Raw genomic sequence first — 22,436 nt, 5'->3', positions numbered from 1 at the left:
GCGGTAGCCTGCCCCGGTGACGCCTGACGAGCTGGTCGCCCACTACGGCCTGGAGCCCATCCCGCGCGAGGGCGGGCTGTTCCGGCGGACCTGGGCGGGGCCCGAGCGGCCGGACGGGCGGCCCGAGGGCTCCGCGATCGTCGCGCTGCTGACGGCCGCGCCCGGCGACTTCTCGGCCCTGCACCGGCTGCCCACCGACGAGATCTGGCACTTCTACCTCGGCGACCCGCTGGACCTGCTGCTCCTCGCCCCGGACGGCACCTCGCGCACCGCAGTCCTGGGCCCGGACGTCCGCACCGGCCAGCACCTCCAGCTCACCGTCCCGGCCGGCACCTGGATGGGCGGCCGGGTCGCGGCGGGCGGCGCGTGGACCTTCTTCGGCTGCACGATGGCACCCGGGTTCACCTACGAGGGCTACGAGCACGGGGACGCGGCGGAACTCTCGGCGCGTTATCCGACGCGGGCGGACCTGATCGCGGGACTGTGCCGTCCATGAGACCGCCGGAGAGTTCCACGCCCCCGTCGAAGAGTTCCACGGGACTTCTGGAGGGCCAGATCGCCCTGGTCACCGGCGCCGGCGGCGGCATCGGGCGGGGCATCGCGCTGCGGTTCGCGGCACAGGGCGCGGCGGTCGCCGTGCACTGCCGTACGGGAGTGGAGTCGGCGCGGGAAGTGGCCGGCCGGGTACGGGACTCGGGCGGGCGGGCCGTCGTACTGGAGGCGGACCTCACCGACGAGGACGCGTGCCGGCTGCTGCTGCGGGAGGCCGCCGAGTGGGGTGGCGGGCGGCTGACGGCGCTGGTCAACAACGCGGGTGTGCAGCCCACGCGGTCCCTGCCCGGGATGACCGCGGCCCAGTGGCGGGCGGTCGTGGACACCAACCTGTCGAGCGTCTTCGCCTGCACACAGGCGGCGGCGGAGATCATGCGGGAACAGGGCGGCGGCAGTGTCACCCACATCGCGTCGATCGAGGCGGGCCACCCGGCGCCGGAACACGCGCACTACTCCGCGTCCAAGGCCGCCGTCGTCGCGCACGCCCGGGCGGCGGCCCTGGAATACGGTCCCCACGGCATCCGCGTCAACACGGTCTCGCCCGGGCTGATCGACCGGGACGGGCTGGCGGAGGCCTGGCCGGACGGGGTGCGACGATGGCGGGGTGCGGCGCCCCTCGGACGGCTGGGGCGGCCGGAGGACGTCGGTGACGCCTGTGTGTTCCTGGCCTCGCCGCTCGCGTCCTGGATCACCGGGCACGATCTGGTCGTGGACGGCGGGGTGTCGGCGCGTCCGACGTGGTGAGCGGCGGCGCGGTGAGCGTTGCGGGGCTCTCGTCCGTACGTATCCGGAAGGCGGCAAGTCCACAGACGGAGATGTGACGTGGGGCGTGACGGTGACCTCAGGGCAGGACGACGACACCGGCGGCTTCGGGGGCTGGTGCTGCTGGGCCCCATGCTGGTCCTGCTCGTCCTCGGCGGCGCCGGAACCGCGTCGGCACACGCCGCCCTCCGCGCCACCGACCCCGGGGACGGAGCCGTCCTCAAGTCGGCCCCCCGTGACATCTCCCTGACCTTCACCGAGTCGGTCGGCCTGATCAAGGACTCCTTCCGCGTCATCGGCCCCGACAACGAGCCGCTGGACGTCAAGGACGCGCGGCACGCGTCGGACGACTCCGACACCGTCCGGGCGACCCTGCCCGCGAAGCTCGCCGAGGGCACCTATGTGGTGGCGTGGCGGGTGGTGTCCGCCGACAGCCACCCGGCCTCGGGCGCGTTCACCTTCTCCATCGGCGAACCCTCCCCGAACCCGCCGTCCATCGACATCGGCCCGGTCGAGGACCCGGCGACCGCCGGTCTCTACAACATCGCCCGCTATCTCGCGTACCTCGCCGCCGCCCTGCTCATCGGCACAGCCGTCTTCATGGCGGTGTGCCGCCCGCCGGACACCGGCCCGCTGCGCAGGCCCCTGTGGGCGGGCTTCTGGACCCTGCTCGGAGCCACGGTCGCCCTGCTGGCGCTGCGTGGCCCCTACGAGTCGGGGGTGGGCCCAGCGTCCGCCTTCGACGCCGCCGCCCTCGAACGCACGGTGACGACCCGCTCCGGCGCGGTGCTGCTGATCCGCCTGGCCCTGCTGCCCCTGATCGCGTTCTTCCTGGTACGGCTGGTGCGGCGCACCGAGTGGTCGCGCCTACGGCTCGGGGCGGGGGCCGCGCTCTCCGTGGGCCTCGCGCTGACCTGGGCCGCCGCCGAACACGCCTCCGCCGGGATCCAGGTGCCGGTGGCGATGACATCGGCCGTGCTGCACGTGCTGGCGATGGCGGTGTGGCTGGGCGGTCTCGCGGCCCTGCTCATCACCCTGTACCGCTCGTCCGCGGCCCCGGCCCGCATGGTCGCCCGCTACTCCCGGCTCGCCTTCGCCTCGGTGATCGTCCTCGTCGTCACCGGCGTCTACCAGTCCTGGCGCGGCCTTGGCTCCTGGAGCACGCTCACCGACACGGCGTACGGGCGCCTGCTGACCCTCAAACTGGCCGCGGTGGTGCTGCTGTTGACGGTCGGGGGGCTGTCGCGGCAGTGGACGGCCCGGCTGGCGGAGGCGGACGTCGCGGCCGAGGTGCCGGCGGAGGTCGAGTCGGAGGCGGTCGTACGGGAGCGGGTGCCGGAGCCGGTGGGTGGGCCGTCGGCGCCGGCCGGGGAAGGCCCGGTGCCTCCGTCGGAACCCGCCGCCCAGCCCGCCCCCGAGGATCCCGGCCGCCGTCGGCTGCGCCGCTCGGTGCTGGTCGAGGTCACCGTCGGTTTCGTCGTGCTGGTGCTCTCGACGATGCTCTCCAGCACCCTGCCCGGCCGCGCGGCCGCCGAGGCGGAGCGGACCGAGCAGTCGACGCAGGCGGGCGGGATCCCCGTCGCGTCCGTCGCCGTCGTCCCCTTCGACACCGGCACACCCGGCGGCTACGGCAAGGCGCAGATCACCCTCATCCCGGGCAGCGCCGGCGACTACTCCGTCGAAGCCATCGTCTACGGTCCCGACGGCGGCCTGTCCAGCGTCCCGGAACTCCGGCTCTCGTTCACGCTCCCCGCCCAGGACATCGGCCCGATCCAAGCCAACCTCACCGACAAGGGCGGCTACTGGGGCACGGATTCACTCAAGCTCCCCATCGAGGGTGACTGGACGATGAAGGTGACGGTCCGGATCTCGGACATCGACCAGGCGAGCGAGGAACAGAAGGTGCGGATCACGCACTAGTCGAACCGTGCCCGCCGCGGCGCCGGTACGTCACGACTGGTACGGCTGCTGCTGGTGCGGCCGGCCCTGCTGTCCCTGACCGCTGTCCCCGGCCGCCCCGTGCGCCAGCAGCTGCTCCGCCTGCTCCTTGGTCACCTTCTGTTCCGCCCCGCAGAAGGTGCACTGGGTGGTGTGCTTGGTCGAGATGGGGAACAGCGGCACGAAGAACAGGCTGAACTTCGTCACCCGCTTCCTGAGCGTGTGAGCGGAGGGATTTCCGCACTGGCCACACACCAGCGTCAGTATCGCGAGCTGGTACAGGTACCCCTTGGTGCCGAAGATGATCACGTCGCTGAATCCTTTCCGAGCCGTCGACCGCCGACAGGAGTGCCGGTTGGCCGACGGTACAGCGCCGCGAGCGGGTGTCAGCCGGGAGCGACGCTCCGCTCCGCCCAGATCGTCTTGCCCCCGACGGTCTGACGGGTGCCCCAGCGCCGGCTCAGCCGGGCGACCAGGAGCAGACCGCGGCCGCCCTCGTCGTAGGTGCGGGCGCGGCGCATGTGGGGTGCCGTGCTGCTGGCGTCCGAGACCTCGCAGATGAGGCTCCGGTCGTGGATGAGACGCAACTGGATGGGCGGTTCCGCGTGCCGGACGGCGTTGGTGACCAGTTCGCTGACGATCAGTTCGGTGACGAAGGAGGCGTCGGTCAGGCCCCAGGTGTCCAGCTGACCCAGGGCGTTCGTGCGGGCGTTGGCGACGGCGGCGGGTTCGGGGGCCACGTCCCAGGCGGCGACCCGGTCGGACTTGAGTGCCCGGGTGCGGGCGACGAGCAGGGCCACGTCGTCGGCGGGCTGCCGGGGGAGTACGGCGGCGAGCACCGTGTCGCACAGCACGTCCAGGGAGGGCGAGGGATGGGCGAGGGCCTGCCCCAGCCGGGAGAGACCGTCGTCGACGTCGTGGTCACGCGACTCGATCAGGCCGTCGGTGTAGAGGGCCAGCAGACTGCCCTCGGGCAACTCCGTCTCCATCGCCTCGAAGGGCAGTCCGCCCAGTCCCAGCGGAGGTCCCGCGGGAACGTCGAGCAGTTCGACGGTGCCGTCCGGGCTCACCACGACCGGGAGCGGATGCCCGGCCCGGGCGATCGTGCAACCACGGGAGACGGGGTCGTACACGGCGTACAGACAGGTCGCCCCGACGTCTCCCCCGATCTCCCCCTCCCCCGGGGGCCGTTCCGCGCCCTCCGCCTCCATGGCCAGGCGGCCCACCAGGTCGTCGAGGTGGGTGAGCAGCTCGTCGGGGGGCAGATCGATGTCGGCCAGGGTCCGTACGGCCGTCCGCAGCCGTCCCATGGTCGCGGAGGCGTGGACGCCGTGGCCCACCACATCGCCCACCACCAGCGCGACCCTGGCCCCGGACAGCGGGATCACGTCGAACCAGTCACCGCCCACTCCGGCCCGGGCGCCGGCCGGCAGATAGCGGGAGGCGACGTCCACCGCGCTCTGTTCGGGCAGCCGCTGCGGGAGCAGGTTGCGCTGGAGGGTGACCGCCGTGCCGCGCTCGCGGGTGTAGCGGCGGGCGTTGTCGATGCAGACCGCCGCCCGGGCCGCCAGTTCCTCGGCCAGCACCAGGTCGTCCGCCTGGAACGGGCCGGGATGCCGGTGCCGGGCGAGGACCACGATGCCCAGCGTGGCTCCGCGTGCCGACAGGGGCACGGTCATCGCCGAGTGGAAGCCGAAATCGCGGATCCGGGAGGACCGGACGGGGTGCCGGGCCACCCAGTCGGTGATCGCGGGCTCCGTCATCCGGTACAGCACGGCCCGCCCTGACCGCAGGCTCTCCACCGCCGGGGAACCCTCCGGGTACTCCTCCACCGCGCCCGGTGCCACGACCGCCTCGGGTGCCCCCGGATACACGGACTGGTGGGCGATGCGCCGCAGGGTGAGGCTGCCCTCCGCCGTCAGCGCTCCCGGGGGCCGCTCCGGCAGGTCGTCCAGGGACGTCAGGAGATCGACGCTGACGAAGTCCGCGAGTTCCGGGATCACCACGTCCGCCAGTTCCTGCGCGGTCCGTGTGACATCCAGCGTGCCGCCGATGCGGGTGCTGGCCTCGGCGATCAACTGGAGGCGTTTGCGGGCCCAGTAGTGATCCGTCATGTCGTGCCCGGCGGAAGCCACGCCCAGAACGCGGCCGTCCGGGTCCTGCAACCGGTAGAGGTGGACCGACCAGGCGTGCTCACGGGATTCGCCGGGGGCCTGCGCATGGTTCTCCATGTACTGCGGCTCACCGGTCTCCAGGGCCAGCCGCATCGCCTGCTCGACCCTCTCGGCGAAGGGATCGTCGAGCACGTCCGCCAGCCGCAGCCCGCGCATGTCGTCGTCGCTCAGGCCCAGTAGGTCCCGCCCGGACCGGCTGGACCGGCGGAACCGCAGGTCCAGGTCGTACACCGAGATCGCGCAGCACGGCGAGTCGGAGAAGCCGCGCCGTACGAGCGCGTCGTCGCCGGGACGCCGGGCGTCGAAGTCGGCTTCGGATTCCGCCACGGTCACGGCGGAGACCAGGAGCCAGTACCGTGCCGTCGCCTCGTCCTCCGGCGTCCTGTGATGGGCCAGGACCCTGGCTTCCAGGCGGTGCCCGGCACGGTGCCGGAGAGCGAGCGTGCCGTGCCACCTCGGCAGCTCGGAGAGCGGTGGAAGCTCGCCCGCCGGGGGCTCCTCGGCGAGCAGGGACACCGCCGGCCGGCCCAGGACCTGCGCCGACGTATATCCGAGCAGCCGCTCGGCTCCCTCGCTCCATCCGGTCACGGTGCCGTGTTCATCGACGGTGGCGCGTGCGGTGAGCGCCTCGCCGACGGCGTCCTGGGCAATACGCGGTCCCTGGTTCCCGGCGGCACCACGCTCCATGGCCTCTCATCTCACTCCCGCCGCGTTCTCCACCGGGCTGAGCCCCACTCACAGCCCGGGGCGCGTGCCGCCGCGGCGTTCGAGGGCACGCCATACGCCCCGACATCCGTCTATTTCGATGCTTACTGTCCCCTACCACCCTCAGTAGCCGCGAAACGGTCAATCGGTGGGTGTCGATCAGCCGCTCCTGCCGGAGCCGCTGGGACGATTCGGGCATGACAACCGGGGCGGGCACCGCGCGGAGCTCGGCGAAGGCGCGCCTCGTGCTGATGACGCTCGCGGCCGGGCAGTTTCTGATGGCGCTCGACAGCTCTGTCATGAACGTCTCGATCGCGACGGTCGCCGACGACGTGGGCACGACGGTGACGGGCATCCAGGGCGCCATCACGGCCTACACCCTTGTGATGGCCATGTTCATGATCCCCGGTGGCAAGATCGGAGCGCTGATCGGCCGCAGACGGGCGTTCGTGATCGGCTGCGGCATCTACGGCTGCGGCTCTCTCGTGACGGCGCTCGCACCGAACCTGCCCGTGCTGCTGCTCGGCTGGTCCTTCCTCGAAGGGATCGGAGCGGCACTCATCCTGCCCGCGATCGTGGCCCTCGTGGCAGGCAACTTCGCCCCGGAGCGCCGCCCCACCGCCTACGGGCTCGTCGCCGCCGCCGGGGCCGTGGCGATCGCGGTCGGCCCGCTGATCGGCGGTGTCGCGACGACGTACTTCTCCTGGCGCTGGGTCTTCGCGGGCGAGGTCGTGATGGTGCTCGGCATCCTGGTGCTCGCCCGCCGCATCGCGGACGCGCCGACCGGCGAACGCCGGCGCGTCGATCTCGTCGGGGCCGTGCTCTCCGCACTCGGGCTCGGGATCTTCGTCTACGGAGTTCTCCGCTCCGACGAATGGGGCTGGTTCCGGCCCAAGCCCGACGCGCCCTCGTGGCTCGGGGTCTCGCTGGTCGTGTGGCTGATGCTGGCAGGGCTGCTGCTGATCTGGCTCTTCCTCCGCTGGGAGGCCCGCACGGTGGAGCGAGGCAGGGAGCCGCTCGTCGACCCGGCCATACTGAGCAACAAGCAGCTCACCGGCGGGCTGACGATGTTCTTCTTCCAGTACCTGGTGCAGATGGGCGTCTTCTTCGTCGTACCGCTCTATCTGTCGGTCGCCCTCGGCCTGTCCGCGCTCACGACGGGCGCCCGCATTCTGCCGCTCTCCGTGACGCTGCTGGCGGCCGCGATCCTGATCCCCCGCTTCTTCCCCGACGTCTCCCCGCGCCGGGTCGTACGGCTGGGGGTCCTCGCGTTGCTCGCGGGCGCGGTGGTCCTGATGGCCGCGCTGGACGCGGACGCCGGGGCGGAGATCGTCACCATCCCGCTCCTGCTGATCGGGCTCGGCATGGGCGCGCTGGCGTCCCAACTCGGGTCGGTCACCGTGTCGGCGGTGCCGGAAGCGCAGAGCGCGGAGGTCGGCGGTGTGCAGAACGCCGTGACCAACCTCGGCGCCTCGATCGGTACCGCGCTCGCCGGGTCGATCATGATCGCCGCCCTGACGACCTCGTTCCTGACCAGCGTCGACCAGAACCAGGCGATCCCGGCCGACGTCAAGAGTCAGGCGACCGTCGAACTCGAGAGCGGCGTACCGTTCCTGTCGGACGCACAGCTGAAGTCCGCCCTCGACGACGCCGGCACGAGCCCGGAGGTTACCCAGGCGGCCCTCGACGCGAACGAAGCCGCCAGGCTCGACGGGCTGCGCGCCGCGCTCGCCATCCTCGCGCTCACCGCTCTCCTCGCGCTGTTCTTCACCCATCGGATCCCCACGACGCAGCCCGGCGGCACGACCGAGCCGTAACGGCTTCAGCGCCGCGACGGACTCGGAGCTGTGCACAGGGCCCAGATCACGAAGCCGTACAGCGCGATCAGGACGATCGCCCAGAACGGTGCGTACGGGATCCAGAGGAAGTTCGCGATCATGGCGAGGCCGGCCAGTGCGACGCCGACGACCCTCGCCCAGGTGGACCCCTGGAACAGGGCGAAACCGGCGAGCGTGATGACCACACCCAGAATCAGATGGACCCAGCCCCACCCGGTGAGATCGAACTCGAACACATAGTTGCGGGTGGCGACGAACACGTCATCCTCGGCGATGGCCGCGATGCCCGCGAAGAGCGTCATCAGGCCACCGAAGATCATCAGGACGCCCGCGAGGACAATCCAACCGCTGAGGGCGCCAGTGCGCGCGGAAGTCCGCGTCGTCGCACCCGCGTGGGCCCCACCGGTCCCACTCACATGACTGGTCATGGCCGACTCCTTCTCGGTGTGGCCCCGCACAGCCGACGCTCATGTTCGGCCCGCGCGGGGCTACTTCCAATCTCGTCCCGTCCGGCACGCCGCGCACCTCGGGCGTGAACGGCGGTGCTCACCGGCGCTTTTGGTGCTTACGATCCCGGCGGCGCCGCACGGTGACTGCGCAGGCGAGCAGGCCGAGGCCCCAGGCGATCATGAGGGCTCCCCACAGCGGCATGGTCACCAAGGGGATCAGCAGGCGGATCTCCGTACTCGCGCGGTTCTCGAAGATGAAGACCAGAGCGATCGCGCTGATCACGACGAACGGCAGTGCGCGGCGGACACCGGGCCGGGAGAAGAAGGGCGTGCGCTGCTTGTGCTGCTGTGGTTCTGTGCCGGTCGGAGCCATGGGACATCTCCATCGCGTTTGCCCCCTCCAACCAGCGTCCTCTTCCGGTACCCGGCCCGCGACCGAAGGCGCCGGGCGCCCGCGCGGGGACCTCGGCCGCGCGGGCCCCCGGCGCCCGGATGCCTGCCTGCGCGGACTGTGAAACGGTGGGGAAAGGTTCGGGAACCAGGCCTTGCCCGGAGCAGTCGCTCCGCCGGGCCGCTCCACCAGGAGGTGGCGTCATGGCTGACCGAGTCGGCGGGAGGAACCCGAGGGAGCGGGCGGCGCGAGGCCGGGCCGCCCGGGCGGACGCACCACGCTCCGCTCACGCGGACTACCAGCCCTCGACGAAACGACCGGACCCGGTGGACACCCTCGAGGCGCAGTCGGCGGCCCGGCTGCCGGAACTCGTGCCCATCCGCTACGGCCGGATGCTGGAGTCGCCCTTCCGCTTCTACCGCGGTGCCGCCGCCATCATGGCCGGCGACCTGGCCGACACCCCTCGCTCGGGAATCACCGCGCAACTGTGCGGTGACGCGCATCTGCTGAACTTCCGGCTGCTCGCCTCGCCCGAGCGGCATCTGATGTTCGACATCAACGACTTCGACGAGACCCTGCCCGGCCCCTGGGAGTGGGACGTCAAGAGGCTGGCCGCCAGCCTGGTGATCGCCGGACGCGAGAACGGCTACACGGATGCCGAACGGGCCTCCGTGGTACGGGCCACCGTACGGTCCTACCGGGAGCGGATGCGCTACTTCGCCGGCCAGGGCAACCTCACCGTCTGGTACACCCAGGCCGACATGGACGTACTGCAGAAGCTGGCGGACCAGAAGCTGGGGGCGCGGGGCCGCGAGCGTACCCGGCGGGCCATGGCCAAGGCCCGCGGACGTGACAGTCTCCAGGCCTTCGACAAGCTCACGCACGTGGTCGACGGCCGGCGCCTGATCACCCCCGACCCGCCCCTGATCGTGCCCTTGCACAACCTCATGCCGGGCATCGAGCGCGACACAATCGAAGACCAACTGCGGGAGCTGATCGAGAGGTACGGCGAGAGTCTGCAGGCCGACCGGCGCCATCTGCTGCGTCAGTACCGGCTCGTCGACATGGCCCGCAAGGTCGTCGGAGTCGGCAGCGTGGGTACCCGCTGCTGGATCGTCCTGCTGCTCGGCAGGGACGACGAGGATCCGCTGCTGCTGCAGGCCAAGGAAGCCGACCAGTCGGTGCTGGCCCCGCACGTGGGGGAGAGCGCCTACGACAACCAGGGACAACGCGTCGTCTCCGGACAGCGACTCATGCAGGCCGCCAGCGACATCTTCCTCGGCTGGGAACGCGTCATCGGCATGGACGGACGCCAACGCGACTTCTACGTCCGCCAGTTGCGGGACTGGAAGGGCATCGCCGAACCCCAGCTCATGGCCCCCAAGGACATGCGCGTCTTCGGGGAACTCTGCGGCGCCACCCTCGCCCGGGCCCACGCCCGCTCGGGGGACCGCGTCGCCATCGCCGCCTACCTCGGTGCCGGTGACACCTTCGACCACGCGCTCACCCACTTCGCCGAGCGCTACGCCGATCAGAACGAGCGCGACCACCAAGCCCTCGCGGACGCCGTGCGCGCGGGCCGAGTCCTCGCCCAGAGCGCGTAGCGGCCCAAGAACGGAGTGGTCCTCGGGTCAGGTGAGGTCGGAGAGGTCCTCGAGGTCCTCCCGGGTGAGGGAGATCGACGCCGCGGCGGTGTTCTCCTCCAGGTGGGCGACGGAGCCGGTGCCCGGGATGGCCAGGGTGACGGGTGACGAGGCGAGCAGCCAGGCCAGGGCGATCTGAGGGACCGTGGCGTGATGCCGGTCCGCGACCTTGGCCATGCGGTCGCTCGTGAGGTCGCTGATGCCGCCGCCCAGCGGGAAGTACGGCACGAAGGCGATACCGGCCTCCTCGCAGGCGGTCAGAAGCTGGGTGTCATCGCGCTTGGCGGCGTGGAAGTGGTTCTGGACCGCTACGACGGGTGCGATCGCACGGGCCTCGGCGAGGTGGCCGGTGTCGATGTGGCTCAGGCCGAGGTGGCGGATCAGGCCCTCCTCCCGCATCGCGGCCAGCGCCTCGAAGCGTTCGCCGACGGACTCGCCGTTCGGCGGCGGCTCTATGCCCCCGATGCGCAGATAGACCAGATCGAGGCGGTCCACGCCGAGGGTTTCGAGGTTCTCGTCGACCAGCTGCCGCAGGCCCGAGGCGTCGGTGGCCGCGGCCAGGCCGCCCTCGGGGGTGCGGACCGGGCCGACCTTCGTGGCGATGACCAGGTCGGCCGGGTACGGGTGGAGGGCCTCACGGATCAGGGCGTTGGCTCGGACGGTGCCGTCGCCGCTGGTGTAGAAGGCGGCGGTGTCGATGTGGTTGACGCCCAGCTCGACGGCACGGCGCAGGACGGTGCGACCGGTCTCGGGGTCGCGGGCCGGACCATGGAAGGTGTTCGTGGGCAGGCGCATGGCCCCGAAGCCGATCCGGTTGATCAGAAGGTCGCCACCAAGGCGGAAGTCATTGCTCATGGACTCAGCCTGGACGCGGCGGGCTGGGGCTGCGAACCCTTGGCAGCTTGCTGCCATCGGGCAGAATGGCGGGGTGACAGAGATCGTGACGATCCGCGGCGACCTGGAGCTGCTCACCCGTACCGAGCAGCTGTTCTCCTCTGTCCAGGAAGAGTTCGTCTGTGCCGCCCGGGATCTCGACACCTGGTCCCGCCCCGAAGCCCGGCAGACCGCCCGCGGCCGGCTGCGGAGCAGCGGCACCCACCGGATCCGCAAGCTGTACAGCGCGACCGCGCTGGCCGACGAGCGCGGCCGCCGGCACCTGAGCGAACTCGCCGACCGGGGCGCCCAGGTACGGATCGCCGCCACCGCTCTTCCCCACGAGACGATCATCATCGACCGCCGGTTCGCGATCCTCGCCGGCCTGCACGCCCCCGGCGGCCGCGAGTACACCCTGACCACCGCACCCACCCTGGTCGGCGGTGTGTACGCCCTGTTCGAAGCCGCCTGGGAGACCGCCACCGACCTCAAGACCTTCCTGCGCGGTGAGCAGCCCCAGCTCGACGCCGGGAGCCGGACGGTCCTGCGCGCGCTGGGATCGGGCGCCACCGACGAGACAGCCGCACGGGAGCTCGGCATGTCCGTGCGGACGTACCGTCGTCGCGTCGCCGAACTACTCGACGCCCTCGACGCGGGTTCGCGCTTCCAGGCCGGGGTGCGCGCGGGCGAGCTGGGCCTGAACGGCTGAGAGGGTCGGGCCCCTGCCTACTGAGTTTTTTGAAGACAAAAAGCTCGACTCATCACGTGTTGAGCGGGGCGCGGATTACATAAATTAAAAAACGTTCTCATCAACGTTTCTCCTACGCTGCGGTCACTCATTTGCCACGCAACTGGAGGAGTGGGCGTGGCGTTAGCGGGACATGACGAAACCAATGCCCCTTGGCCTGCCTCGCCGCGGAGCGAGGACGGAGAATCTGTCCATGGATAATGATGTGACCGTGGGGAGATACGCCTACACGCCTGGTGCGGCGTACTTGGCGCCCGAGGTCGGTGGCACCCTGCACGGCGACGGTGCACGGGTCGAAACCCGAGTCACCGAGTCGCTGCTCACCGAGTTCCTCACGCTGTTGGATGCGGCCCAGGCGGACCTCAATCAGCGGTGGAGCAGTCAGAGGAGATCTGACTGCCACTCGGACCGCATGTGACGTGGGCGAATTACCATGACTCACGACTACGCGGATCTCTCGTTTACACAGCGTGAATGGCACCCCGACGCATATCCTTTCGGGTCGGGTGCCGACTGGCACGGCAGTCCTGTCGATGCCCTGCACTCGGGGGCCCCCTTGGAACCCCCCGATGCGGGCTGGGACCCGGTCGAGGAACTCGCCTATCTCCTTCAGGACGCCATGCCGACGGAGCGGGCGACCGTCGTACCGCCGCCGCAGAGCGAGCCGTCCTCCGGCGCCGACTTCACCGACCCGTTGGAGAATCTGGCACAGATCACGGCACAGTTGCCGCCCATTCGACGTCCTTCTGCCGGGCATCGGAAGATCCCAGTCCGCAGACTTCGCTTCAAGTGGGTGCAGACCGGCAGCTTTGTGATCGTCGCATTCGTTGCCGTCATCGTGGCGGCGGTCAGCGTCTTCGGTGGCGTGGTGATCTACGCGCCTCTTCAGCACATCACGTCCGGTGCTAAGGGCGGGAACGTTTCCTGGTGGCCTCTTCTCGTGTACGGCCCCTGGGTTGTGGCCTCTCTCTCCATTCTGCGCAGTACCTTGCACCGACGCCGAGCTCTGCACTCATGGTTCGTCGTTCTGCTGTTTTCCTCCGTCGCGATGATGCTGTGCGTCACTCAGGCCGAGAGGACTTTCACCGGTATCGCCGGAGCCGCCCTGCCGGCCGTCGCATCCCTGGCCTGCTTCCAACAGCTTGTCCGACAAATCACCTTGACCCTGCCCCCACGACAGAATGCGTCCCGCCACCGGAATTAGCGGTCTGCCCGAACGCGGTCACCTGGCAGGACATGAGGCATCGCTCCCCCCACCGGACCCGGGACCCGGTGGGGGGAGCGGCTTCGCCGGACTAGCGGGCGAGCGACCCGTTCCGGGCCTCGGACGCGGACTGCCACGCCCGCATACCCGCTCGGGACGCCTCCTTGGCCTGCTGCCACTTCGCGGCCGCCTGTTGGCTCGGGGGCACGTCCATGCCGCGGATCATGCGCCGACCTGCCGTGAACACGGCGAAGGCCCCGATGGCCATGCCGACGCATGCCACCGCGGCACCGGCCGCGGTGAGCACGACACCGGTCTTGGCGAGCCGGGTGTCGATCTGGATCGCCCGATGGGGCTGGTGGTGGTGCTGATTCATGACTCCACCATCCGACGGGGGGAACCACCTCGCATCCCGACCAACCGCTCAGGACGCCGTACGCGATCGACACCGACGCACCCCGCCGGTCCAGCCACGTCGAGTTCAGCCCCACCGAAGCGCACCGACCCGAGGGAGATCCCCGGAAAGCAGCCCGCGACGCGGGTGCGGGAAATCGTGCCGATCCGCTACAGCCGGATGAGTGAGGCGCCCTTCCCCGATTCGCGGATATCCGCGTGCGTCCAGGTCGGCCGGCGGTAACCAGAACCGCGGCCACACACGACGAAGGGCCCCACCGCGAACGGTGGGGCCCTTCGACATCGTGCCCGGTGAGGCACTGGCGGAGGATACGAGATTCGAACTCGTGAGGGGTTGCCCCCAACACGCTTTCCAAGCGTGCGCCCTAGGCCTCTAGGCGAATCCTCCGCCGGGAACATTACATGACGTTGGGGAGTGCTCGCGAACTCGTTCGGCGGCCCCGCGATCAGGTACGCTGGGCCCAGCCCCTCACGCGGCGCTATCTGACTGAACTCCCCCAGGGCCGGAAGGCAGCAAGGGTAGGTCGGCTCTGGCGGGTGCGTGGGGGGTCTTCTGTGTTTCGGGGGGCAGCAGAACGAGCACGGCGTGCAGGGCGGCTGTGTAGGGGCGTTCTGGTGTCGTGAAGCGGCCGACCGGTGGACGCCTGGGTTTCGCCTGTCGGTGTCGTGGGGGCGGCGTCCCGGGGCTTGCGGGATCTGGGCGGTCCGTGTTGTCAGTGGGCGCCTATAACCTCGTATGTGTGTCGTCTCTCGCGCTGTACCGCCGCTATCGCCCGGAGTCGTTCGCCGAGGTCATCGGGCAGGAGCATGTAACCGACCCGCTGCAGCAGGCGCTGCGCAACAACCGGGTCAATCACGCGTACCTGTTCAGCGGTCCGCGCGGGTGCGGGAAGACGACCAGCGCGCGGATCCTGGCGCGCTGCCTGAACTGCGAGCAGGGGCCGACGCCCACGCCGTGCGGGGAGTGCCAGTCGTGCCGTGACCTGGCCCGCAACGGACCGGGATCCATCGACGTCATCGAGATCGACGCCGCTTCGCACGGTGGTGTGGACGACGCGCGTGAGCTCCGGGAGAAGGCCTTCTTCGGGCCTGCGGGCAGCCGGTACAAGATCTACATCATCGACGAGGCCCACATGGTCACGTCGGCCGGATTCAACGCGCTGCTCAAGGTCGTCGAGGAGCCCCCGGAGCACCTCAAGTTCATCTTCGCCACCACCGAGCCCGAGAAGGTCATCGGGACCATCCGGTCGCGGACCCACCACTACCCGTTCCGGCTGGTGCCCCCGGGGACCCTGCGCGACTACCTCGGAGAGGTCTGCGGGCGCGAGGAGATCCCCGTCGCGGAGGGCGTGCTGCCGCTGGTGGTGCGCGCGGGCGCGGGTTCCGTGCGTGACTCGATGTCCGTCATGGACCAGCTGCTGGCCGGCGCGGGGGCGGACGGCGTGACGTACGCCATGGCGACCTCCCTGCTCGGGTACACCGACGGCTCACTCCTCGACTCCGTCGTCGAGGCCTTCGCCACCGGTGACGGCGCCGCCGCCTTCGAGGTCGTCGACCGCATCATCGAGGGCGGCAACGACCCCCGGAGGTTCGTCACCGACCTGCTGGAGCGGCTGCGGGACCTGGTGATCCTCGCCGCCGTGCCGGACGCCGCGGAGAAGGGGCTCATCGATGCCCCCGTCGACGTCATCGAGCGGATGCAGGCCCAGGCCGGCACCTTCGGCGCCGCCGAGCTGAGCCGCGCCGCCGACCTCGTCAACCAGGGGCTGACCGAGATGCGCGGCGCCAACTCGCCCCGCCTCCAGCTGGAGCTCATCTGCGCGCGCGTGCTGCTGCCGGCCGCGTACGGCGACGAGCGTTCGGTCATGGCCCGCCTCGACCGCATCGAACGGGGCGTGCACTTCTCCGCGGGCGGCGCCGCCCCCGCCATGGGGTACGTGCCGGGGCCCGAGGCACATGGGGGAGCGGCGGGAGCGGGAGGGGCGGTGAGTGCGTCGGCACCTTCGGTTCCTCCGGTTCCATCGGCTCCTTCGGCTTCCCCGGTTCCACCGGGGGCCGGGGCCGCCGCGGCTCGGGCCGCGGTTCGCGCTTCGGGTGCGGGTTCCGGACCGGGTTCGGCCGATGATCCGAACGCCCCCGCCGCACCGCCTGCCGAGGCCTCTCCCGCGCCCGGCCCCTCCGCCGACCCGACATCCGGACCGGCGTCCGGCTCTCCCGGCGACGGTCAGCCCGGACAGCATCCGTCGCCCGGACAGTCCCAGCCGTCCCACCCGGCGCCCGCCTCCCCGCCCCCCGCACCAGGTGCCTGGCCCACCCCCGCCCCAGCGGGCGGTGCTCGACGCCCTGGTGGCTGGCCCACCGCGGCCCCAGCGGGCGGCGGCCGCCCTCCGGCCGCACCGAACCAACCCGCGTCCGCGCCCACACCCCCGCCTGCGCAGGCACCCTCGACTCCGGCGGCCGCACCGCCCGCCGCGGACGCCGCCGCTTACGCGCCTGCGGCCGGCGGCCTCGACCCCCGCACGCTCTGGCCGAACATCCTGGAGGCGGTGAAGAACCGCCGCCGCTTCACCTGGATCCTGCTCAGTCAGAACGCGCAGGTCACAGGCTTCGACGGCACGACCCTCCAGCTCGGTTTCATCAACGCCGGCGCCCGTGACAACTTCGCGGGCAGCGGCAGCGAGGACGTACTGCGGCAGGCACTGGCCGAGCAGTTCAGCGTGCAGTGGAAGATCGAGGCGATCGTCGACCCCTCGGGCGGCGGCTCGGCACTCCCGGCGCCGGGCGGACCCTCCGGCTTCACCGGCGGAGGGGGAGGCACCGGGACCACCGGCTACGGCTCGGGCGGCGGTGGCTACGGCGGTGGCGGTGGCGGTGGCGGTGGCGGTACGACCCCACAACGCCCGGCATCCCCGCAGTCCGCGCCTTCCGCCACCAGCACCTCGTCCTCGTCCCCGTCCTCGTCTTCGGGCCCGGCCCGGTCCTCATCGTCGTCCGCGTCCTCGGGAGCCTCCGGCTCTACGGCCGCCCCCGCTTCCGGCTCCCAGCATTCCGCCTCCGAACCACGACACTCGGTCTCCCCCGAGGACGACATCCCCGCGGACGACGACCCCGACCTCGACGAGTCGGCCCTCTCCGGCCATGACCTCATCGTCCGGGAGCTGGGAGCGACCGTGGTGGAGGAGTTCTCGAACGAATAGCGAGCAACGAGTGACGCCCGCCTTGGAGGAACCCACAATCCTCCCACCCCCACCCCTTCGGAAGCCCGCACAAAAACCCCGTTAGGCTGACCCCCGTGAAGGTCCTTGTCATCGGTAGCGGTGCCCGCGAACACGCCCTGTGCCACTCTCTGTCCCTCGATCCCGACGTCACCGCGCTGCACTGCGCCCCCGGCAACGCCGGCATCGCCGAAGTCGCCGAGCTGCACCGGGTCGACGCTCTGGACGGCGCCGCCGTCTCCGCGCTGGCCGCGCAGCTGGGCGCCGAGCTGGTGATCGTAGGCCCGGAGGCGCCGCTCGTCGCCGGGGTCGCCGACGCCGTGAGCTCGGCCGGTATTCCGGTCTTCGGCCCCTCCAAGGAGGCCGCGCAGCTGGAGGGCTCCAAGGCCTTCGCCAAGGAGATCATGGCCGCGGCGGAGGTACCCACCGCCCGCTCGTACGTCTGCACGACCCCCGAAGAGGTCGATACGGCTCTCGACGCCTTCGGTGCCCCCTACGTGGTCAAGGACGACGGACTCGCCGCCGGCAAGGGCGTCGTCGTCACCAGCGACGTAGAGGCGGCCAAGGCGCACGCGAACTCGTGCGAGCGCGTGGTCATCGAGGAGTTCCTCGACGGCCCCGAGGTCTCCCTGTTCGCCATCACCGACGGCGCGACGGTCCTCCCGCTCCAGCCCGCCCAGGACTTCAAGCGCGCGCTCGACGGCGACGAGGGCCCGAACACCGGCGGCATGGGCGCGTACTCCCCGCTGCCGTGGGCGGACCCGAAGCTGGTCGACGAGGTCATGGAGACCGTCCTCCAGCCGACCGTCGACGAGATGCGCCGCCGCGGCACCCCCTTCTCCGGCCTGCTCTACGCCGGTCTCGCGATCACCTCCCGCGGCGTCCGGGTGATCGAGTTCAACGCCCGCTTCGGCGACCCCGAGACCCAGGTCGTACTGGCCCGTCTGAAGACCCCGCTGGCCGGTGTCCTGCTGGCCGCCGCGACCAGCAACCTCGCCGACCTGGAGCCCCTGCGCTGGAGCGAGGACGCGGCGGTCACCGTGGTCGTGGCCTCGCACAACTACCCCGGCACCCCGCGCACCGGCGACCCGATCACCGGCCTGGCCGAGGTGGTCGCCGAGGACGCCCCGCACGCGTACGTCCTGCACGCGGGCACCCGCCAGGACGGTGACGCCGTCGTGAGCGCGGGCGGTCGCGTCCTGTCCGTGACGGCGAGCGGCAAGGACCTCTCCGAGGCCCGTGAGCGTGCGTACCGGGCCGTCGGCCGGGTCCGTCTCGACGGTTCCCAGCACCGTACGGACATCGCGGCGAAGGCGGCCTCCGACGCCGCCGCCGGTGCGGACCGCGGCGCCTGAAAAGCCGGGCGGGAAAACCCGCCGCCGATAAACCCCACAGGCCCCGCATCCGTCTCAGGATTCGGGGCCTGATCATTGCGTTCCGTCAGCCACCTCTCCCCAAAGCCATTCCATCGAGTGACCGATGCCCCATCCGGCTGACGAGGGCCGGGGGCCCAACTAGGGTGCGGCGCAAGCTTTCCGGCACTTGGCTCACCGGCATTGCGATGTCAGTGCCTGGTGCCACAGTGGGGAGTGAGCAACGCCGGCAGAGCCAGGCAAGCAGGACAGCAGGGAGGGGGTGAGGTCCGGTCGTGACAGGTATGGGTGTAGAGGCAGGCGTGCAGGCCGCGCGGCATCGGGCACTCGCCGTGCTGCGTATCCGCAGCCGTGCGCTGGCCGTCGCGCTGTTGCCCGCGGCCGTCGCCGTGGTGCTGCTGGCCGGCGGTGCCACGGACCATCTCGTGGGCCCGGTCTGGGACGGGGCCCGCTGGGCGATGACAGTGGCCGCCGCCCTCGTGCTGCTCGCCGCCGGCGGCATCGCGCTGGTCGTCTCCCGCGCCCGCCCCGCCGTCAGTCCGACGGTTCCGATCGCCGAGGAGTCGGCGCCCGACCTGTACCGCATGGTGCGCGACCTCGCCGACCGGCTCGACGTGCCCGCACCCTCCGCGATAGCCCTCACCCCGGACTGCGACAGCTGGCTGGAGGACCGTACCCACCCGGCCCACGGCCCGCCTCCGCGGGAGGAACAGGACGAGATAGCGGGTGCCCATGGTGCTCCCCGCCGGTCCGCCGCCGCTCCGGTGCTGGTCATCGGCTCCCCGTTCCTGTGGTGGATGCGCGTCGGCGAACTGCGCGCGGTCCTCGCCCCGGTCGTCGCCGGTACGGGCCCCTCGGCGCATCCGGACATAGCGACGGCCCGGCGCTTCGTGCGGGGCCTGGACGCGGCGGTGGCCGTGACCGCGGCACCCCGCCGCGACCCGGTCACCCGGACGGTGCTCGCGGGCGTCGGCTGGGTCGTCCGGCTCCTGCTGCGCAGCTGTCGCGGTCATGCCGCCGAGATGGAGCGCGGTGTCGCCGCCGCGGCGGCCGAGCGTGCACAGGCTGTGGATTACGGACTGAGAATCGTCGCCCAGGAACAGGTGGGTCTCGCGTACGCGGGCTGGGACCGGCTGCTGACCAAGGTCGCGCTGCCCGCCTGGCGCATGGGCCGCTGGCCCTCCCGACTGGACGCGGGCGTCGTCGCGGCACTGACCGAGCTGTCCCGCCGAGACCGCCTGGCGGAGGGCTTCGCCTCCCGGCTGGGCGAGCGCCCCGCCTGTGACCTGCTGGAAGAGCCCGGCACGGTGGATGAGGCGGCCTCGCTTCTCGCCGCCCGCCTCTTCCACGGAGGCCCGGCGGAGTCGGGCCGGGACTGGTCCCCGGTGGACTGGCAGGAGTATCCGGAGGAGGTCGTCGACCGCAAGTGGCGCACGGACGCCGCCCGTCTCGACCGCGTCCTGGACACCCTCGGCGTCCGACGCTCCCCCGACCCGGCGTCCCTCGCCCCTGCCGCCCCCACCCTGGCCAGGATCATCGACCACCTGACCGAGCCGCCCCCTCCCGCCAACGGCACTCTGATCGCGTCCCTCGGGTCCACCCCCCTGAACGGCCACACCGAAGCCGACGGCGACGCCGGACCTGACGACGACACCAACTCTCCCGACGACATCGCCGTACCCGGCGGGCGCCTTCGCGATGACACGGCGGCCCCCGACGACACCGCCGTCCCCGACGCCACCGCCGCCCCCGACGAGCGTCTTCCCGGCGACATCGCCGTCCCCGACGAGCCCCCTCGCGACTCCGATCCCGCCGCCGAGCCCGGCAGCCGGCCCCCGCACGACGACCCCGCCGCCACGGACCAACAGATCGCCCCCCACGACCTCCCAGACGACGAGCCGCCCCACGACCTCCCCCACAGCAGCGAGCGCGGTGCCGATCTCGCCGCTCGGCTCAGTGCCGAGGTCGCACGGGAGGAGGCGTCTGCCGCTCCGCGGACGGGCGGGGACCAGCCCGCAGCCGGGCAGGGCAGTCCCGACACGGCCTTCTGGGACGACGGCATGCTGCCCCTCTTCCCCCTGCAGCCACCCCGTACCGGACGCGAACTGCTCGCCGACCACGTCATCGCGATGGTCTGCTGTGCCGCGATCGACAACGCCGGCGCGACCCCGGGCCTCGACTGGCTGGACGGCCCCTCGCTTCTGGTCAACGGCGAACGGACGACCGACCTGACCTTCCGCGTCCTCAGCCTCGTCGAGGAAGGCGATCCGGCCCCCCTGCGCGCCTGGCTGGTCGAGTCGGGCATACGCCCGGAGAAGCCGGTACGCCTCGTCTGACAGCCGCACCCACCGCACACAGGTCGCGACTCAGCGTAATCGGATGCCCCGATTCCACTTTCGGTCAATTCGCAACGAATAGTGACAGCGCGCGTGCGTAATGTGATGTGCTGGGACCGATCGCGCACATGGCATGGGCTCGCGACATACGACAGGCACATGACACGCGCGGCACCTGCAACACGCCTCGCACGACACGCCACACACAACGCGGCTCACGCAACGCGGCACACACAAAAAAACGGGGGCACGAGGGAGGGAAGCGACGATGGGATCGGGAGCGCGACCGGAGCAGATCCGCCGCTGGGAGTCGGGAGCACTCGCGCACGCCGTGACGGATCCCTTCGGCCAGGGCCCCGTCCCCTGGCTCCGCGGCAACCCGACGTACTTCGACGACTCCGGCCAGATCGTCCCCTGGTACGTGGACCCGGCCCAGCAGCCGCCCCCCGGCGCGACCCCGGGTGCCGGCACCGGCCGCCGCCACGTCCCCGCCCCCCGAGCCGCCTCAGGCCCCCGCTCCGCCGACGACGTCCACCGCCAGATCAAGGGCTTCACCTCCACCGGCGCGGTCGCCCCCGGCGAGGCCGTCGACTTCCACATCACCGTCGACCCGCCTCAGGAATTCGGCGTCGACATCTACCGCATCGGCCACTACGGCGGTGACGGCGCCGCCAAGATCACCACCAGCCCCCGGCTGCCCGGCATCGTCCAGCCGCCGCCCCTCACGGCCGACCGCACGGTCTCCTGCCACCACTGGTGGCTGTCCTGGCGCCTGCAGATCCCGTCGTACTGGAGCGTCGGAGCGTATGTCGCCGTCCTCACCACCGCCGACGGCTACCGTTCGCACATCCCCTTCACCGTCCGCCACGACCACCCGGCGGACCTGCTTCTCCTGCTGCCCGACGTGACCTGGCAGGCGTACAACCTCTACCCGGAGGACGGCCGCACCGGTGCCAGCCTCTACCACGCCTGGGACGAGGAGGGCCGGCTGCTCGGGGAGTCCGACGCGGCGACGACGGTCTCCTTCGACCGCCCCTACGCGGGCGCCGGCCTCCCCCTGCACGTCGGCCACGCCTACGACTTCATCCGCTGGGCCGAGCGCTACGGCTACGACCTCGCCTACGCCGACGCCCGCGACCTGCACGCCGGTCACATCGACCCCACCCACTACCGCGGCCTGGTCTTCCCCGGCCACGACGAGTACTGGTCGACGAACATGCGCCGCACCGTCGAGCGGGCCCGCGACCAGGGCACCTCTCTCGTCTTCCTCTCCGCCAACTCCCTTTACTGGCAGGTGGAGTTGGGCCCCTCGCCGTCCGGCGTCCCCGACCGCCTGCTCACCTGCCGCAAACGCCGAGGGCCGGGCAAACCCGTGCTGTGGCGCGAGATCGACCGCCCGGAGCAGCACCTGGTCGGCATCCAGTACGCCGGCCATGTCCCCGAACCCAGCCCCCTGGTCGTCCGCAACGCCGACCACTGGCTGTGGGAGGCGACCGGCGCGCACGAGGGCGACGAGATCGAGGGCCTGGTCGCGGGCGAGGCCGACCGCTACTTCCCGCGCGCCCCGCTGCCCGCGCACGACGAGCGCATCCTGCTCGCCCACTCCCCGTACACCGACCGCGGGGGCGTGCGCCGCCACCAGGAGACCTCCTTGTACCGCGCCCCCTCCGGCGCCCTGGTCTTCGCATCCGGGACGTTCGCCTGGGCACCCTCACTGGACCGGCCGGGCCACGTCGACACCCGGGTCCAACGCGCCACCGCAAACCTCATCGACCGCATCTGCAAACACGACTGACCGCCCACCCACCGGTCCCCGTGTCC

Annotated in this window: 18 protein-coding genes, 1 tRNA gene and 1 other RNA gene; 13 read left to right on the top strand and 7 right to left on the bottom strand. The window is 71.4% G+C overall.

What is annotated here, in order from left to right; genetic code table 11:
- Nucleotides 1–16 precede the first annotated feature (16 nt).
- The 3 genes from AB0H86_RS03290 (at nucleotide 17) to AB0H86_RS03280 (ending at nucleotide 3,234) form a co-directional block, all read left to right on the top strand.
- Nucleotides 17–496 carry a cupin domain-containing protein gene (locus AB0H86_RS03290; RefSeq protein WP_362432374.1) on the top strand — a complete coding sequence of 160 codons (480 nt, stop codon included), beginning with the start codon at nucleotides 17–19 and terminating at the stop codon, nucleotides 494–496.
- Nucleotides 493–1,296 (top strand): glucose 1-dehydrogenase, encoded by an 804-nt coding sequence (locus AB0H86_RS03285; protein ID WP_362432372.1) that lies wholly within the window; start codon nucleotides 493–495, stop codon nucleotides 1,294–1,296. The genes AB0H86_RS03290 and AB0H86_RS03285 overlap by 4 nt, the downstream gene beginning before the upstream one ends.
- A gap of 135 nt (nucleotides 1,297–1,431) precedes the next feature.
- Nucleotides 1,432–3,234, top strand: a complete 1,803-nt coding sequence (locus AB0H86_RS03280) for a copper resistance protein CopC (protein WP_362433629.1) — start codon at nucleotides 1,432–1,434, stop codon at nucleotides 3,232–3,234.
- 30 nt (nucleotides 3,235–3,264) lie between these two features.
- Here the strand turns inward: AB0H86_RS03280 and AB0H86_RS03275 are convergent, their stop codons facing one another.
- Complete coding sequence (locus AB0H86_RS03275) at nucleotides 3,265–3,561, bottom strand: zinc-ribbon domain-containing protein (protein WP_362432370.1); 297 nt, start codon at nucleotides 3,559–3,561, stop codon at nucleotides 3,265–3,267.
- Between the two features lie 77 nt (nucleotides 3,562–3,638).
- Nucleotides 3,639–6,113 (bottom strand): SpoIIE family protein phosphatase, encoded by a 2,475-nt coding sequence (locus AB0H86_RS03270; RefSeq protein WP_362432368.1) that lies wholly within the window; start codon nucleotides 6,111–6,113, stop codon nucleotides 3,639–3,641.
- Nucleotides 6,114–6,328: 215 nt separating this feature from the next.
- Here AB0H86_RS03270 and AB0H86_RS03265 point away from each other — a divergent pair, with 215 nt between their 5' ends.
- Nucleotides 6,329–7,948 carry an MFS transporter gene (locus tag AB0H86_RS03265; protein ID WP_362432365.1) on the top strand — a complete coding sequence of 540 codons (1,620 nt, stop codon included), beginning with the start codon at nucleotides 6,329–6,331 and terminating at the stop codon, nucleotides 7,946–7,948.
- Nucleotides 7,949–7,953: 5 nt separating this feature from the next.
- Here AB0H86_RS03265 and AB0H86_RS03260 read toward each other — a convergent pair whose 3' ends face one another.
- Nucleotides 7,954–8,289: a hypothetical protein gene (locus AB0H86_RS03260; protein WP_362433626.1), complete on the bottom strand. Its 336-nt coding sequence runs from the start codon at nucleotides 8,287–8,289 to the stop codon at nucleotides 7,954–7,956.
- A 226-nt stretch (nucleotides 8,290–8,515) separates the two neighbouring features.
- Nucleotides 8,516–8,791 carry a hypothetical protein gene (locus AB0H86_RS03255; RefSeq protein WP_362432363.1) on the bottom strand — a complete coding sequence of 92 codons (276 nt, stop codon included), beginning with the start codon at nucleotides 8,789–8,791 and terminating at the stop codon, nucleotides 8,516–8,518.
- 221 nt (nucleotides 8,792–9,012) lie between these two features.
- Here AB0H86_RS03255 and AB0H86_RS03250 point away from each other — a divergent pair, with 221 nt between their 5' ends.
- The gene (locus tag AB0H86_RS03250; RefSeq protein WP_362432361.1) at nucleotides 9,013–10,413 is read left to right on the top strand and encodes a DUF2252 domain-containing protein; all 1,401 of its coding nucleotides are present in this window, start codon (nucleotides 9,013–9,015) and stop codon (nucleotides 10,411–10,413) included.
- Nucleotides 10,414–10,440: 27 nt separating this feature from the next.
- Here the strand turns inward: AB0H86_RS03250 and AB0H86_RS03245 are convergent, their stop codons facing one another.
- The gene (locus AB0H86_RS03245; protein WP_362432359.1) at nucleotides 10,441–11,307 is read right to left on the bottom strand and encodes an oxidoreductase; all 867 of its coding nucleotides are present in this window, start codon (nucleotides 11,305–11,307) and stop codon (nucleotides 10,441–10,443) included.
- A 73-nt stretch (nucleotides 11,308–11,380) separates the two neighbouring features.
- On the opposite strand from AB0H86_RS03245, the gene AB0H86_RS03240 reads away from it, so the two are divergent.
- The 3 genes from AB0H86_RS03240 (at nucleotide 11,381) to AB0H86_RS03230 (ending at nucleotide 13,277) form a co-directional block, all read left to right on the top strand.
- Nucleotides 11,381–12,034, top strand: coding sequence for a DNA-binding response regulator (locus AB0H86_RS03240; RefSeq protein WP_362432356.1), 654 nt, complete (start codon nucleotides 11,381–11,383; stop codon nucleotides 12,032–12,034).
- A 232-nt stretch (nucleotides 12,035–12,266) separates the two neighbouring features.
- A complete protein-coding gene (locus tag AB0H86_RS03235; RefSeq protein WP_362432354.1) occupies nucleotides 12,267–12,491 on the top strand; it encodes a hypothetical protein in 225 nt (74 codons plus the stop codon).
- 15 nt (nucleotides 12,492–12,506) lie between these two features.
- Nucleotides 12,507–13,277 (top strand): DUF2637 domain-containing protein, encoded by a 771-nt coding sequence (locus AB0H86_RS03230; RefSeq protein ID WP_362432352.1) that lies wholly within the window; start codon nucleotides 12,507–12,509, stop codon nucleotides 13,275–13,277.
- A gap of 91 nt (nucleotides 13,278–13,368) precedes the next feature.
- On the opposite strand, the gene AB0H86_RS03225 is transcribed toward AB0H86_RS03230, so the two are convergent.
- A complete protein-coding gene (locus AB0H86_RS03225; protein WP_362432349.1) occupies nucleotides 13,369–13,653 on the bottom strand; it encodes a hypothetical protein in 285 nt (94 codons plus the stop codon).
- Between the two features lie 338 nt (nucleotides 13,654–13,991).
- Nucleotides 13,992–14,079, bottom strand: a tRNA-Ser gene (locus AB0H86_RS03220).
- Nucleotides 14,080–14,151: 72 nt separating this feature from the next.
- Here AB0H86_RS03220 and ffs point away from each other — a divergent pair.
- From ffs to AB0H86_RS03195, 5 genes are all read left to right on the top strand, one after another.
- Nucleotides 14,152–14,248, top strand: an RNA gene (gene ffs, locus AB0H86_RS03215) — signal recognition particle sRNA small type.
- 183 nt (nucleotides 14,249–14,431) lie between these two features.
- Nucleotides 14,432–16,888, top strand: coding sequence for a DNA polymerase III subunit gamma and tau (locus AB0H86_RS03210; RefSeq protein WP_362432347.1), 2,457 nt, complete (start codon nucleotides 14,432–14,434; stop codon nucleotides 16,886–16,888).
- Nucleotides 16,889–16,983: 95 nt separating this feature from the next.
- Entirely contained in the window at nucleotides 16,984–18,261 is a 1,278-nt protein-coding gene (purD, locus tag AB0H86_RS03205) for a phosphoribosylamine--glycine ligase (RefSeq protein ID WP_362432344.1), read from the top strand.
- Between the two features lie 302 nt (nucleotides 18,262–18,563).
- A complete protein-coding gene (locus AB0H86_RS03200) occupies nucleotides 18,564–20,615 on the top strand; it encodes a hypothetical protein (protein ID WP_362432342.1) in 2,052 nt (683 codons plus the stop codon).
- A 268-nt stretch (nucleotides 20,616–20,883) separates the two neighbouring features.
- A complete protein-coding gene (locus tag AB0H86_RS03195; RefSeq protein WP_362432339.1) occupies nucleotides 20,884–22,410 on the top strand; it encodes a N,N-dimethylformamidase beta subunit family domain-containing protein in 1,527 nt (508 codons plus the stop codon).
- Nucleotides 22,411–22,436 lie beyond the last annotated feature (26 nt).

This window comes from Streptomyces sp. NPDC050997, assembly GCF_040660135.1.
In the GTDB taxonomy this organism is placed as follows: Bacteria; Actinomycetota; Actinomycetes; order Streptomycetales; family Streptomycetaceae; genus Streptomyces.
The sequence above is the reverse complement of the archived record's forward strand: the minus strand, read 5'-3'. Positions and strand labels throughout refer to the sequence as shown.

Bases quoted from the DNA above. Each gene is read 5' to 3' on its own strand.
- AB0H86_RS03230 (WP_362432352.1), top strand. From the start codon at position 12,507: ATGACTCACGACTACGCGGATCTCTCGTTTACACAGCGTGAATGGCAC.
- AB0H86_RS03225 (WP_362432349.1), bottom strand. From the start codon at position 13,653: ATGAATCAGCACCACCACCAGCCCCATCGGGCGATCCAGATCGACACC.
- AB0H86_RS03265 (WP_362432365.1), top strand. From the start codon at position 6,329: ATGACAACCGGGGCGGGCACCGCGCGGAGCTCGGCGAAGGCGCGCCTC.
- AB0H86_RS03270 (WP_362432368.1), bottom strand. From the start codon at position 6,113: ATGGAGCGTGGTGCCGCCGGGAACCAGGGACCGCGTATTGCCCAGGAC.
- AB0H86_RS03255 (WP_362432363.1), bottom strand. From the start codon at position 8,791: ATGGCTCCGACCGGCACAGAACCACAGCAGCACAAGCAGCGCACGCCC.
- AB0H86_RS03260 (WP_362433626.1), bottom strand. From the start codon at position 8,289: ATGATCTTCGGTGGCCTGATGACGCTCTTCGCGGGCATCGCGGCCATC.
- AB0H86_RS03285 (WP_362432372.1), top strand. From the start codon at position 493: ATGAGACCGCCGGAGAGTTCCACGCCCCCGTCGAAGAGTTCCACGGGA.
- AB0H86_RS03200 (WP_362432342.1), top strand. From the start codon at position 18,564: ATGGGTGTAGAGGCAGGCGTGCAGGCCGCGCGGCATCGGGCACTCGCC.
- AB0H86_RS03235 (WP_362432354.1), top strand. From the start codon at position 12,267: ATGGATAATGATGTGACCGTGGGGAGATACGCCTACACGCCTGGTGCG.
- AB0H86_RS03245 (WP_362432359.1), bottom strand. From the start codon at position 11,307: ATGAGCAATGACTTCCGCCTTGGTGGCGACCTTCTGATCAACCGGATC.
- AB0H86_RS03250 (WP_362432361.1), top strand. From the start codon at position 9,013: ATGGCTGACCGAGTCGGCGGGAGGAACCCGAGGGAGCGGGCGGCGCGA.
- AB0H86_RS03195 (WP_362432339.1), top strand. From the start codon at position 20,884: ATGGGATCGGGAGCGCGACCGGAGCAGATCCGCCGCTGGGAGTCGGGA.